This window comes from Bifidobacterium sp. KRGSERBCFTRI (assembly GCF_025908335.1).
Window position 1 is genome coordinate 1574379 of the sequence record NZ_CP109653.1, and the last position, 13419, is coordinate 1587797.

The window sequence follows — 13419 nt, forward strand, 5'->3', positions numbered from 1 at the left end:
ACCTTCTACTCTTCGTTTTCCACTGCGCAACGGCATACGGCCGGATCGAACTCATGTTTGATGGCGGACAGGGCCATATCACCGATGGGGTTGGCGCCCTCACCCATCACCAGCGTCTGGGCCAACAACGCATGCAGGCATTTGACACGCACCGGCATGCCGCCGGCACTGGTGCCTTCGATGTGTTCCTCGCTGTCTTCCAAGGCCAAAGCGATTTCATGGCGGAACGCGAGGTACAGTTCGTGGGCACGTTCGTATCCGGCACGCAGATCCTCGTTTTCGGCCAGCATATCGTTGTATTCCTTCATCTTGCCTTCGGCTTCGATGTGGGAGATGGCCTTCACCGCTTCGGGCCCGGTCAGATAGCAGGTCGTCGGGAACGGGACACCGCCTGGAAGCAACGGCCGGGTGACCACAGCCAAAGGCCGGCCGCATACGCAACGGGCTCCGACGGCGACCATGCCGCGCGGGTAACGTCCAAGCTGACGCTCCACCACGGCGATATCATGTTCGGTGGCGGGTTGGGCAAGCACTTTGTCCGCCAAACCCTTGGCCTGTTCGATAATCGTCATGTCCATGTCACTCCTGTCCGTCTTCTGACGGCTGCTGACCGTCCTGTTGCGATTGGCCAGTCTGTTGTTGACTGTCCTGTTTGTCTTCTTCGCCGGCATGCTGCGACTGTTTCGTCGAGTCGGCCTTCACGGGATCCGACCGATCCGCCTGCTTGAAGGAATATGCAAGCTCCTTATACCACGGCAGGGCGGTTTTCGGTGATTCGTCGTATGTCATCCCTTTTTTCGGCTCGCTCTTGCCGGTCACCGCTTCGGGATGCTCGACACGAATCGCCTGTTCGCCGGGGAAGACGAATCCCAAACGATCCCTGGCCTGGGCGGTGACATACGCCTTGTCATCCCATCTTGCGATATCGTTCTCCAGCTCGCGTTTCTGCGCGACCAACGCCGCTTCCTGTTTTTTCAGTCCGTTAAGCTCTGCCAGATTCAACGCATAGGTATGGAATGTCGATGCCAACTGGATGGTTCCCAAAGCCACGATGAACAATGCCACGAAGAACGCGACCGGGCCGGCGCCGCCGCGTTGTGATGGTTTTTTTCGTGCCTTCGAACTCATAGCAACGAAAATACCCGTCGCGTTCGACTTGGAACACGACGGGTATTTCTATGTCAACGCATTCATGATGCGCTGGCTACGCTCACTCGGCGATGTACTTCTTGCAGGCCTTGAAAGCGCTGTAGCCGGCGTACTGAGCGGTGGAGCCGAGCTCCTCCTCAATCTCGAGCAGGCGGTTGTACTTGGCGATACGCTCGCCACGAGCCGGGGCACCGGTCTTGATCTGGCCGGTGTTCTTTGCCACAGCCAGGTCGGAGATGGTGGTGTCCGGGGTCTCGCCGGAACGGTGGGAAACCATGGAGGTGAAGCCGTTCTTGGTGGCCAGCTCGATGGCGTCGAGGGTCTCGGTGACGGTGCCGATCTGGTTGAGCTTGACCAGCAGGGAGTTGGCGGCGCCGAGCTTGATGCCCTTGGCCAGACGTGCCGGGTTGGTGACCAGCAGGTCGTCGCCGACGAACTGCAGGCGATCGCCGAGCTTGGCGGTGATGGCCGCCCAGTCGTCCCAGCCTTCTTCCTGGAACGGATCCTCGATGGAGACGATCGGGTACTCGTTGATGAGGTTCTCGTAGAAGTCGAGCATGTAGCCGGCCTCACGGTCGTCGCCTTCGAAGTGGTACTTGCCGGTCTCCTTGTTGTAGAACTCGGAGGAAGCCACATCGAGGGAGATGCCGATCTGCTTGCCCGGCTCGTAGCCGGCGGCGGAGATGGCGTCCATGATGTAGTTCAGGGAGTCCTTGTTGGACTTCATCTTCGGAGCGAAGCCGCCCTCGTCGCCGAGGCCGGTGTTCAGGCCCTGCTTCTTCAGGACGTTCTTCAGGGTGTGGTAGACCTCGACGCCAGCCTGCAGAGCCTCGCTGTAGGTGTTGAAGCCGTACGGGGAGATCATGTACTCCTGGATGTCGGTGGCGAAGTCAGCGTGGGCGCCACCGTTCATGATGTTCATGTTCGGGACCGGCAGGATGTGGCCGTTGGTGCCGCCGATGTAGCGGTACAGCGGCTGATCCGCGGACTCGGCGGAAGCGTACAGAGCGGCCAGGGACACGCCGAGGATGGCGTTGGCGCCCAGACGGCCCTTGTTCGGGGTGCCGTCGAGCTCGATCATGGTCTCATCGAGAGCGCGCTGATCGGAAGCGTCCATGCCGATGACCTTCGGAGCGATCTCCTCGTTCACGGCCTTGACGGCGTTGAGCACACCCTTGCCCTGGTAAACAGACTTGTCGCCATCGCGACGCTCCCAAGCCTCGGCTTCGCCGGTGGAAGCACCGGACGGAACGAGGCCCAGGCCCTGAGCACCGTCATCGGTGTCAAGAACGACCTCGACGGTCGGGTTGCCGCGGGAATCGAGAATCTGACGCGCGTAAACGCTTTCAATTACTGCCACAACTACTCCTTATAAACGTTAGGTTGTGATGACAATGCCAAGAATAGTGCGATTTATGGACGTATGCCAAACTTTGCCCGCATGTTCCATGTGAACGCTCACACTCTTTTTTGCATCCCACTGTCATTGACGCGGTGTCGGTTTCCAGTCCAAATCGTCAAGCAATTGACTGGTCCATCCGACCACTTCGTCCGAGCTCATCGGCTTGGAACCAAGCGAGCCTGCGAATGGAGCCGGTACCAGATACGTCTTGGTCAACGGCCGGTACTGGATGCCTTTGTAGATTCTGGCCATGCGCATCTGCACGGATTCACGCGGCTCGAACTTCGACACGCGCACGTTGCGTCCTTGCGCGATGATCTCGGAAATGCCGAGCTTGCGAGCCTTGAACCGCAACCGCGCCACGTCGAACAGCGCCTCGAAATCGACGGGCGGCTTGCCGTAACGGTCGGTGAGTTCGTCGCGCAGCTCGTCGAGATCGTCTTCGGTGCGTGCGGAGGCGAGTTTCTGGTACGCTTCCAATCGCAGTTTGTCCGAATCGATGTAGTCGACGGGAATGGACGCCTCGATCGGCAGGTCGATGGTGACGGCAACCGATTCCTTGCGTTCCGGCTCCTTGTACTGTTCGACCGCTTCGGACACCATACGCACGTACAGGTCGAAGCCGACGCCTTCGATATGGCCGCTCTGCTCATCGCCCAGCAAATTGCCGGTGCCGCGCAATTCGAGATCCTTCATGGCTACGTCGAAGCCAGAGCCGAGCGCGGTGTTCTGCGCGATGGTGGCGAGCCTGTCATGCGATTGCTGGGTCATCGGCTTGGTCGGATCGTACAGGAAGTACGCATACGCGCGCTCACGTCCACGACCGACGCGGCCACGCAGCTGATGCAATTGGCTCAAGCCGAAGCGGTCGGCATGGTCGACGATCAGCGTGTTGGCGTTGGAGATATCAAGGCCGGTTTCGATGATGGTGGTGCATACCAGCACGTCGATGTCGCGATGCCAGAAGTCGCGGATCACACCGTCAAGCTGTTTCTCCCCCATCTTGCCGTGGGCTATGCCGACATGCGATTCGGGCACGAGCTCGTGGATTTTCGCCGCGACGGAGGAGATGTCCTGCACACGATTGTGCACGTAGAACACCTGCCCACCACGCAACAGCTCGCGCCGGATGGCGGCGGTGACCTGCGCGTCCTCGTAAGCGCCGACGTAGGTGAGCACCGGCAGGCGATCCTCCGGCGGCGTGGCCAGCGTGGACATTTCGCGGATACCGGTGACAGCCATTTCCAACGTGCGCGGGATAGGCGTTGCCGACAGGCTCAGCACGTCCACATTGGTGCGCAACGCCTTGAGCGTCTCCTTGTGCTCGACGCCGAAACGCTGTTCCTCGTCGATGATGACGAGTCCCAGATCCTTGAACTTGATCTTCGGATTGAGCAGCTTGTGCGTGCCGATGACCACATCCACGGAACCGTCTTCAAGCCCCTTGATGGTCTCGTTGATCTCCTTGGCGGTCTGGAATCGGCTCATGGCAGCCACGTTCACGGGGAAGCCTTCGAAACGTTCGGTGAAAGTCTCGAAATGCTGTTGCACGAGCAGTGTGGTCGGCACGAGCACGGCCACCTGCTTGGAATCCTGCACCGCCTTGAACGCGGCGCGCACCGCGATTTCGGTTTTGCCAAAGCCCACATCGCCGCAGATCAGACGGTCCATCGGAATGGGTTTCTCCATATCCGACTTGACCTCGTCGATGGTGGTGAGCTGGTCGGCCGTCTCCTGATAGGGGAAAGCGTCCTCCAGCTCCTTCTGCCACGGCGTGTCCTTGCTGAAGGCATAGCCTTTCGTACGCTGGCGTGCCGAGTAGAGCTTGACCAGATCCTCGGCGATCTCATGCACATGCTTGCGCGCCTTGGCTTTGGTGGCGGCCCAGTCGGAACCGCCCAGCTTGTTGAGTTTCGGCGTTTCGGCGCCGATGTATTTGCTGACCTGGTCGAGCTGGTCGGTGGGGATGAACAGTTTGTCCGCCGGCGCGCCTCGTTTGCTGGGAGCGTATTCGATGACCAGGTATTCTCGGGTGGTCTGGTTCTCGCCTTTGCCGATGGTACGTTGGCGCATCTCGACGAACCGGCCGATGCCATGCTGTTCGTGCACGACGTAATCGCCCGTTTTGAGTTCCATCAGGTCGATGGCCTTGCGTCGGCGTTTCGGCGTTTTCGCCTGTCCTGCGGCGGATGTGCGGCCGGTCAGGTCGCGTTCGGTGAGCAGGGCGATTTTCGCGGCGTCGTCCACGAAACCGTCGATGGCGTGCGATCGGACGCAATCGAAATTCGCGATGCCGGTTTCGTTGATCGCACGCTTCAGTCGGGTGAGTGTGCCTTGGGCCGCGGCCGTGATCGTCACCGCATAGCCGGCGTCGAGCAGTCCTTCGATGCCGGAGGCCGCTTTGTTTTCGTCACCGCGGTATTCACCGGGTTTGGTGGCATCAAGTTGGATGTGGCCTTCCCGGGTGGCGTCGACGCCGAAGCTGGTGAGTTTCCACACGTCATGTTTGGAGAAGACGAGTGCGGAGATGGTTTCCTCGAAATCGTAGAAATTCGCCTGGTCGAAGGTGATCGGCGCTCCGGCGCCATGTCCGGATGCGGCGACGTGCCAGCTTGCGGCAAGGAATTCGTTGGCGGTTTTCGCCAGATCGTCGGCGGCGCGACGAAGTTTTTCCGGGTCGGACAGCATGACCAGCGCATGCTTGGGCAGCATGCCCTGCACCGGTTCCATATCGTCGACCAGCGCGGGCAGCAGCGATTCCATGCCTTCCACCGGGATGGCGTTGGCGATGGATCCGAGCATGTCCTCGGCGTTGGGAATGGAGCCGATCAGCGATTTCGCACGTTGGCGAATCTGGTCGGTCAACTGCAGTTCACGGCATGGCGTGGCCCATACGGTGGAAATATCCTTACCGTAGGTGCGCTGGTCGGATGCGTGGAATTCACGTATGGTGTCGATCTCGTCGCCGAAGAATTCGATACGCACCGGATGCGGCAGAGTGGGCGGAAAAACGTCGATGATGCCACCGCGGACGGCGAATTCGCCACGGTCCATCACCAAGTCGACGCGCGTGTACGCGTTTTCCACCAGTTTGCGGGATGCTTCGTCAAGAAGCAGTTCCTCGCCTTGGGAGAACACGAGTGGTTCGACGTCCCCCAAGCCTGCGACCACCGGTTGGATGAGGGAGCGCACCGGCATGACCAGAATGCGGATGGGGCCGAACAGCGTGCTGCCCTCTTCGGGATGCTTCAGCCTGCGGAACACCGCCATGCGGCTTGCCACAGTGTCCGCGCGTGGTGAAAGCCGTTCATGGGGAAGGGTCTCCCATGCTTCAAGCTGCGCCACATCGTTTGGGTCTCCGTCATACCAGGAACGGATGGACTCCACGGTTTCCTCAGCTTCGCGGCTGGAGGCGACGACGAGCACGACCGGCTGTTTGCCCGCAGCGCCGGCTGCGAGCGCCGGGCGTAGGCCGTCCGGCACACCGACGGTGATGCTGGGGTCGATGTCTGATTCCGGTTCTTCGATTTCCCCGGCGATGAGCGCGCGGAAATCGTCATCGGTTTCCAGCACGTCGAGGATGCCGGCAAGCGAGCCTGCGGTCGGCAGTTGCGGTGGTTGCGCCGGAGACGTCGGTTCAGCGGCCATTGAATCGCTCCTGGGCTTTGGCGAGACCGTCGAAGATGATGGTTTCGGCCGCGTCGGCACCGTCGGCGAGGAATTCGGGGAGCTGCTTGCGTTGGTCCGGTCCGAAGCCGCCCAGCACCCAGTTCACGGTGTTGTCGTGCGCGTGGGCTCCGCGTTGGGCGTGGCCGACGCCCATGCGCACGCGCGCGTATTTCGGGGTGCCGAGCGAACGGTCGATGGATTTGATGCCGTTGTGCCCGCCTGCGGAGCCGCCGGCTTTGACTTTGATTCTGCCGAAGTCGAGGTCCATGTCGTCGTGGATAACCACGATATGGTCCGGTTCGATCTGGTAGTAGGCGCTGATGGAGGCGACCGCGTTGCCGGATTCGTTCATGTAGGTGAGTGGCTTGGCGAGGAAGAATTTGACGTTGCGGCCGGATAGGTTCATCACGCCTTTGCCGAGCATGGCGAGTCCCTTGTGGTCGGAGAAGTTGACGGACCAGCGTTCGGCCAGCACGTCGGCGGTCATGAAGCCCATGTTGTGGCGGGTGCCCTCATATTTGGAGCCGGGGTTGCCCAGTCCTGCGATCAGCCAGAAATCAGATGCCATAATAATCGTCCATTCCTCTGTGTTCTTGCGTGCTCTCGTCTTGTTTAACCGCACAGATTCTACTGTCAGGTGCTTACAGGTCGAGATGCCAGTAGCTCATGTCGCGCATGGTTCCGGTGGAGTCGGTGGCGGCTTGGGGCATGAGTCCGAATTGGGTGAATCCGAAATGTTTCATCAGTGCGATGGATCCGCGGTTGTCGGCGAAGATGATGCCGCAGGCTTTGCGCATGTGGCGGTTTCGGCATTCGTCAAGCAGTCTGGCCAGTGTGAAGGTGCCCGCTCCCCTGCCCTGCCATTCGGGGGCGATGTAGTAGGCGAGGTCGGTGACGCCGTCGTAGCCGGCGCGGTCGTAGAACACGGACAGCGCGGAGAAGCCGATGATCCGTTCGCCGCCTTCCGTGGCTGCATCCGTGGCAGGCACGGTGGTGACGAACACCGCATATGGATCGTGGTGCGATTCCACCCATGCCTTGCGTTGCGCGTAGGTACGTGGCGTGGTGTCGGCGGACGAGCCGCCGCGGATGACTGCCGCGTTGTAGATGTCGGTGATCGCTTGGATATCGTCTTGCGTCGCGATGCGGAAAGAATAGTCGGCCATGCGCCCAGCATACCCGGCGGCGAACGACAACAGGGGCCGGTTCCTTTGGAAGGAGCCGGCCCCTGCGTATTTCATGAAGGGAATCGGACGGGAATCACTGTTCGAGTTCGATGGCCTTGTTCAGTGCTTCCTGAAGCTGCTTCTGAGCGTCGCCGTAGGCGGACCAATCGCCCTTCTTCATGGCGGCATCGGAATCCTTCATGGCCTGTGCGGCATCGTCGAGTGCCTTCTTCAGGTCGGCGCTCATCGTGCCGGACGAATCGCCATTATTGCCGCCGGTCTTACCGTCGGTATTGGATGGCGTGTCCTGCTTGCCGTCAGTGTTGGTCTTGCCATCGGCGGAATCGTCGTTCTTAGCATCCTGCTTGTCATCGGTGGTGTCGCCCACGTTTTCGGCGTCGCCTGCGGACGCGCCGGAATCGCCGCCGAACACCTGGTCGAGAGCCTCGTCCAGCGTGTCGGCGAAGCCGACCTGGTCGCCGAATGCGACGAGCACCTTCTTCAGCAGCGGGAAGCTGGTGGAGCCGGACGATTTGACGTACACCGGCTGCACGTAGACCAGGCCTCCGCCGAGAGGCAGGGTGAGCAGGTTGCCGCGCTGCACATTGGTCGAGCCGGATTCGAGCAGGTTGAGTTCCTTCGACACGTCGGCGGACGCGTTGAAGTTGTTCTGCGCCTGGCCGGGGCCCGGCACGTTGGAATCCTTCGGCAGTTCCTGCAATCGTATGGTGCCGTAGCTCGAGCCGATTTTGCCTTTCTCGTGGCCCGCGTCGGAATCGACCGACAGGAAGCCGGTCAGGATTTCCCTGGTGGACGAGCCTGCGGGAATGTACGACGAGGTCAGCGAGAACACCGGTTCGCTGGAGCCGCCGGTCTGCAGCGTCAGATAGTACGGCGGCTGCAGGATGTCTCGCTGTTGCGCCTGCTGCGATTCGGTCGGGTCGACGGGGGTCTGCCAGAAATCCTCTCCGGAGAAGAACTGGTTGGCGCTGGACACGTGGTATTTGGCCAGCAGTTCGCGCTGCACCTTGAACAGGCTTTCCGGATAACGCATGTGGCTCATCAGGTCGCCGGAGATTTCCGACAGCTGGTGGTACTGGCCGGGGAAGATCTTCTCCCAGGCTTTGACGACCGGGTCGGACTGGTCCCATACATACAGGTCCACGGAACCGTCGTATGCGTCCACGGTGGCTTTCACGGAATTGCGGATGTAGTTGGCGTTCTTCGAGTTCAGGCTGCTTACCGTGTCGGAGGATTCCGTGGTGGAGTCCTTGGTGGCCTCGCCCAAGTCGGTCATCTGAGAGTATGGGTAGGCGTCCGAAGTGGTGTAGCCGTCCACGATCCACTTGACCCGTCCGTCCACCACGGCCGGGTATACGCGGCCGTCAAGCGTCAGATACGGCGCGACTTTGGCCACACGTTCCTTCGGGGAACGGTCGTAGAGAATCTGCGAATTGGAGTTCACACGGTTGGAGAACAGGATCTGGTCGGAGCCGAAGCGGATGGCGTACAGCAGTCTGGAGAAGATGTTGCCGATCTTCGGACCGCCATCGCCCTTGAAGGTGTTGGTGGCGCCTTCCGAACCGGTCGGATAGTCGAATTCCCAGGATTTGGTGCCTTCCGGAGCGCCTACGATCGAATATTCGGTGGCGTTCGGAGAGAAGTAGATGCGCGGCTCGTACTTTTCGGAATCGGTGAGCTTGCCTTGGGTGGGGATGCCCGCTTCGAAGAACTTCGGCTGGCCGTCGGCGGTCACCTTGTTGCCGTAGGCGGCCACAACGCCATAGCCGTGCGTGTACACGGTGTGGTCGTTGACCCAGTTGCGGTTGTCGAGACCGTCCAGATCGAGTTCGCGCGCGGCGATCACCGTGTCCTGGCTGACGCCGTCGACGTCGTATTTGTCGACCGCGACGGTGTCGGCGAACGTGTAGTACTGCTTGGACTGCTGCAGCTGTTTGAACGTCGGGGAGATAATCTGCGGGTCGAGCAGGCGGATCTGAGCGGTGGATTCCGCGGAATCAGCCAATGCGCCTTCCTCGCCTTCGGTGGTGGCCTTGTACTGTTCGGCCTTCACCTTGTCCAAGCCGTACGCGGCGCGGGTGGCGTCGATGTTGCGCTGGATATAGGTGGATTCCATTTCCTGCGCGTTCGGATTGACGCGGAAGCGCTGCAGCAGCACCGGCCAGGCCACGGTAAGCACCAGGCTCACCACGATGGCGGAGGCGATGGCCACGGTCGGCACCTTCCACGCCTTGAGCGCTTCGGAAGCACGTGCCGCGATGGGTGCGGAACCTTCCAACGTATGGGATTTCATAATCCACAGGCCCAGTATCACGCCAAGGATGGCGGTGATGGCGGCCATGATGAACGTGACGGGGATGGTGGCGTTCACCGTGGTGTAGGTGGCACCGGTGATTCTGCTGCCTTCCTCGGTCAGGTGCGAGAACACTCCCAGAACCTGATTGGCGGCCCAGGCGAACATGTTGAGCATCAGCCAGATGCCGATCTGGCGGCGGGCGCGTTTGGTGATGCGGAACAGGCCATGGCCGTTCACCGGCATGGTGATGCGGATGCCGCCCATAAGCACGTGGGTGACGATGGAGAAGATGATGCCAGCGAGCAGCAACAGCGAGACAGCGGACATGATGAGTTTCAGTCCGGGCAGCACGAACACGTAGAAGCCGTTGTCGATGCCGAACTGCGGATCCTTGGTGCCGAAGCTTTGCGAGTTGAACATGAGCAGGATTTCGGACCAGTTCGCGTTGAACTGGGAGCCGAACACCAGTCCGACAATCAGGGAGATGACCACGGCGATGCGTCGAGCGCTCTTGGAGCTCACGCTCTTGCCGATTTCGATGGTGTCGCCGTTCACGCGGATGGTGGAGCCGTCCGCAGCGTCGGGACGCGCCCATATCGCCAGCGTGGCGGAGATGAAGCCGACTGCGGCGATAAGCACCGCGTACGCCAGCCAGAGGCCGACCCTGGTGCCCAGCTGCGTCCAAATCACGCTTTGGAAGCCGAGCTGGCTGTACCACATGACATCGGTGACGAACTGCGCGAGCGCGAAGAACAGTCCGATGACGATGGCGAGCGCCAGCACCACGCCGATGAAGATCTTGCTGCCGTTCGACGGTTTGCGCGGACGGTTCGGCTTGCTGGTGATGCGGGGGCCCGAAGGTCGTTTCGGGGGAACGTTCGACGATGGTTGCGGACCGTCCCCTCCGTCGGTTTCGACGTTGAGGATGATCGGATCGTCGTTGCTGGGTTTGCGCGGATTCTGCCTGCCGGCACGGTTCGAGCCGCCTTCGGGATCGAACATGGGACCAAACATATCAAAGAAAGACATGCTAATAGCCTAGCGACAGGCGAGGAACGCCGTTAAGCCGCCAGCCGAACGGATCTGGCCGTGGGCTGAATCGGCTGTTCCGTGGCATGTTCGTATGAAGGGAACATATGGGGAATGCCGGCATGCCATAATGGCGGTATGAAGAAGGCTCATGGGTTTTTCACACGATTGGTGGCTGCCTGCTGCGTGGCGATGCTGCCGGTCACGTTGGCCGCATGTTCCGGCGACGCTTCCCCATCGGACGCCGCCACCGCAGCTTTTTCCACTCGCCGGCCGACGGTCACGCATGATTCCCTCGACAAGGCGCAAGTGCCGTCCGTCCGCGACGATTCGCCGCATGCCAAGGCGGTGCGGGCCGTGGAGTCCATGAGTGTCGAGGAACGGGTCGGGCAGCTGGTTATGGCACCATTGTTCGCTGGTTCCGATCCGTCATCGTTGTATGACCTCATTGCGAACAGGCATGTTGGTTCGGTTTTGATCATCGGCAACTGGACTTCGGGGATCGCCGGGGTCGCGGCCGCCACATCCACGCTGCAATCGTATGCTCCGGGCGACAACCAGCTGTTGATGTCCACCGATCAGGAGGGTGGTCTGGTCCAGCATCTCAAGGGGGCCGGGTTTGATACCATGCCTTCGGCCACCCAGCAGGGCGCAATGGATGTCAGCCAGTTGAGGCAATCGGCATCCGCATGGGGCACGCAGCTCAAGGCTGCGGGCATCAATGTCGATCTGGCGCCCGTCGTCGGCACGGTGACCGTGGACCGTTCGTCGAACGCCCCGATTGGCGCGCTGTACCGTGATTTCGGTCTTGATCCGGCCGGCAATGCGGACCATGCGAAGGCGTTCATACAGGGCATGTCCGATTCGGGGGTAGGCAGCGCCATCAAACATTATCCGGGTTTGGGATCGGTGACCGGCAATACCGATTTCACCGCGAACGGCATCCTCGACACCACCACCACGTTGGATGGTCCGGAAATCAGCGCGTTCAACGGCACGTTGGAGGCAAGCCCTTCGATGGTGATGATGTCTTTGGCCACATATCAGGCGATCGATCCGAATAATCCGGCCGTGTTCTCATCAACGCTGGTCACCGGCTATCTGCGCGGGAAAATCGGCTTCCAAGGCGTCGTCACTTCCGATTCCCTGTCCGCAACGGCTTTGAGTGGCGTGCAGCCGAGTGATTTGGGTGTGCGGCTGGTCGAAGCCGGCGGCGATTTGGCATGTATCGGCGCCTCTTCCTACGTGCAGCCGGTGTTGGACGGATTGAACGCCAAAGCGGCCGGCGATGCGACGTTCGCGCGGAAGGTGCAGCAATCCGCCATTCGTGTGATGACGCTCAAATACGAGATGGGGCTCGCCAGGTAATCGCAATGCCAAGCACAGGCGGAAGCCGTCTTACGAGAAAACCAGCTGTACCAGCAGCATATAGACGGCGGTGCCGCCGGCGATCGACAGCAGCATGTTCCTTTTCCATATGTGCAGCAGGGCGATTGCGATAATCGCCAACAATTCGGGAATGCCGTGGCTGCCTGACGTCAGGTGCACTCCTTTGAGCGAGTACACGACGAGCAGGCCTGTCATGGCATACGGCAGGACGGTGCCCAGGTAGGTGATGAAACGCGGCGGTTCCTTCGATTCGGGGAACAGCAGGAACGGCAGGAAACGTGTCAGCATGGTGCCGAGCATCGCCATGATGATGGTGATGACGCCTTGCCACGTGGTCATGATCATCATGCGTTCGTCTCCTTGTCCGCGTTGTTCGTTTCGTTCTCCCCGTCCGTCTTGTCGATCTTCAGGTCGTCCAGGTATGGCCGCAGCAGAATGAACATGACGAGCATGGCGACCAGGGATGGGATCATGAAATTGTCGGCGCCGAACACCCCCAGACAGATCGCGGGCACCGCTATGCCGGTAAGCGCGGCCATGTGGCTTTTGCGTTTCGTGGTCAGCCATTGATCCACGAAAATGACGGCGAACATGGCGGTCATGATGAAGTCGAGACCGGAGGTGTTGAAGGTGATGCGTTCTCCGAGAAGGCCGCCAAGCGTGGCGCCGGCCACCCATGATGACTGGTTGAGCAGGCCGACGAAGAAGTAGAACCATCCGCGATCGACGTCGGCCGCAATGATGGTGCCGTTGTCGATGGCGAAGGTCTCGTCGCACAACGAGAAAATGAGATACGGCTTCTTGGCGCCCATGTTCTTGAACCGGCCGAGCATGGAGATGCCGTAGAACAGATGACGGGTGCCGAGCATGACGGCCAGCATGAACGTGACGAACGGGTTGAACGCGGACACCAGCAGATTCACGGTGACGAATTCCATGGAACCGGTGAAGATGAACGCGCTCATGCACATGGGCCACAGGAACGAAAAGCCGCGCGTGCCCATCAGCACGCCGTACGACAACGCCAGAAGGAAGAAGCTGATGCAGACCGGCGACGTCCGCGGCAACGCCGTTCTGAACGCCTTGCCCATGACAGCATTCCTGTTCTGCGTCCGCACCATTAAATATCAGCCCTTCTTCCGTCCGTTCCCATGCTTCTCTTCTCATGCCTTCTCTTGCCGCGCCCTGATATACCCCGACGCGCCACAACGACGGCCAACATACTATCGCCGACCCCGACAAAACATGCGCAACCGTATCGGCGCGTGGACATCGACGGATTACGTACAAAGCAAGCG

10 protein-coding genes are annotated in these 13419 nt (G+C 60.5%); 1 reads left to right on the forward strand and 9 read right to left on the reverse strand.

Annotated features, from left to right (window positions below; all coding sequences use genetic code 11):
• Window positions 1-5: 5 nt before the first annotated feature.
• The 7 genes from OGI63_RS06730 to OGI63_RS06760 all read right to left on the reverse strand — a co-directional run bounded on the left by OGI63_RS06730 (window position 6) and on the right by OGI63_RS06760 (window position 10732).
• The gene (locus tag OGI63_RS06730; protein ID WP_162836573.1) at window positions 6-572 is read right to left on the reverse strand and encodes a DUF501 domain-containing protein; all 567 of its coding nucleotides are present in this window, start codon (window positions 570-572) and stop codon (window positions 6-8) included.
• Window positions 573-579: 7 nt separating this feature from the next.
• On the reverse strand, window positions 580-1128 hold the full coding sequence (locus OGI63_RS06735; RefSeq protein WP_264309067.1) for an FtsB family cell division protein: 549 nt from the start codon (window positions 1126-1128) through the stop codon (window positions 580-582).
• 82 nt (window positions 1129-1210) lie between these two features.
• A complete protein-coding gene (gene eno, locus OGI63_RS06740; RefSeq protein WP_003808948.1) occupies window positions 1211-2509 on the reverse strand; it encodes a phosphopyruvate hydratase in 1299 nt (432 codons plus the stop codon).
• A 123-nt stretch (window positions 2510-2632) separates the two neighbouring features.
• A complete protein-coding gene (gene mfd, locus OGI63_RS06745; RefSeq protein ID WP_011743074.1) occupies window positions 2633-6199 on the reverse strand; it encodes a transcription-repair coupling factor in 3567 nt (1188 codons plus the stop codon).
• A complete protein-coding gene (pth, locus tag OGI63_RS06750) occupies window positions 6189-6788 on the reverse strand; it encodes an aminoacyl-tRNA hydrolase (protein ID WP_011743073.1) in 600 nt (199 codons plus the stop codon). The genes mfd and pth overlap by 11 nt, the downstream gene beginning before the upstream one ends.
• Before the next feature lie 73 nt (window positions 6789-6861).
• Window positions 6862-7386 carry a GNAT family N-acetyltransferase gene (locus tag OGI63_RS06755; protein ID WP_011743072.1) on the reverse strand — a complete coding sequence of 175 codons (525 nt, stop codon included), beginning with the start codon at window positions 7384-7386 and terminating at the stop codon, window positions 6862-6864.
• A gap of 94 nt (window positions 7387-7480) precedes the next feature.
• Window positions 7481-10732 (reverse strand): UPF0182 family protein, encoded by a 3252-nt coding sequence (locus OGI63_RS06760; RefSeq protein ID WP_011743071.1) that lies wholly within the window; start codon window positions 10730-10732, stop codon window positions 7481-7483.
• A gap of 138 nt (window positions 10733-10870) precedes the next feature.
• On the opposite strand from OGI63_RS06760, the gene OGI63_RS06765 reads away from it, so the two are divergent.
• Window positions 10871-12100 carry a glycoside hydrolase family 3 N-terminal domain-containing protein gene (locus OGI63_RS06765; protein ID WP_035011272.1) on the forward strand — a complete coding sequence of 410 codons (1230 nt, stop codon included), beginning with the start codon at window positions 10871-10873 and terminating at the stop codon, window positions 12098-12100.
• Window positions 12101-12130: 30 nt separating this feature from the next.
• Here OGI63_RS06765 and OGI63_RS06770 read toward each other — a convergent pair whose 3' ends face one another.
• Window positions 12131-12466 carry a branched-chain amino acid transporter permease gene (locus OGI63_RS06770; RefSeq protein ID WP_026645783.1) on the reverse strand — a complete coding sequence of 112 codons (336 nt, stop codon included), beginning with the start codon at window positions 12464-12466 and terminating at the stop codon, window positions 12131-12133.
• Window positions 12466-13242: an AzlC family ABC transporter permease gene (locus tag OGI63_RS06775; protein WP_003808935.1), complete on the reverse strand. Its 777-nt coding sequence runs from the start codon at window positions 13240-13242 to the stop codon at window positions 12466-12468. The genes OGI63_RS06770 and OGI63_RS06775 overlap by 1 nt, the downstream gene beginning before the upstream one ends.
• Between the last annotated feature and the right edge of the window lie 177 nt (window positions 13243-13419).

Bases quoted from the DNA above. Each gene is read 5' to 3' on its own strand.
- mfd (WP_011743074.1), bottom strand. From the start codon at position 6,199: ATGGCCGCTGAACCGACGTCTCCGGCGCAACCACCGCAACTGCCGACC.
- OGI63_RS06730 (WP_162836573.1), bottom strand. From the start codon at position 572: ATGACGATTATCGAACAGGCCAAGGGTTTGGCGGACAAAGTGCTTGCC.
- OGI63_RS06760 (WP_011743071.1), bottom strand. From the start codon at position 10,732: ATGTCTTTCTTTGATATGTTTGGTCCCATGTTCGATCCCGAAGGCGGC.
- OGI63_RS06735 (WP_264309067.1), bottom strand. From the start codon at position 1,128: ATGAGTTCGAAGGCACGAAAAAAACCATCACAACGCGGCGGCGCCGGC.
- pth (WP_011743073.1), bottom strand. From the start codon at position 6,788: ATGGCATCTGATTTCTGGCTGATCGCAGGACTGGGCAACCCCGGCTCC.
- OGI63_RS06775 (WP_003808935.1), bottom strand. From the start codon at position 13,242: ATGGTGCGGACGCAGAACAGGAATGCTGTCATGGGCAAGGCGTTCAGA.
- OGI63_RS06765 (WP_035011272.1), top strand. From the start codon at position 10,871: ATGAAGAAGGCTCATGGGTTTTTCACACGATTGGTGGCTGCCTGCTGC.
- OGI63_RS06770 (WP_026645783.1), bottom strand. From the start codon at position 12,466: ATGATCATGACCACGTGGCAAGGCGTCATCACCATCATCATGGCGATG.
- OGI63_RS06755 (WP_011743072.1), bottom strand. From the start codon at position 7,386: ATGGCCGACTATTCTTTCCGCATCGCGACGCAAGACGATATCCAAGCG.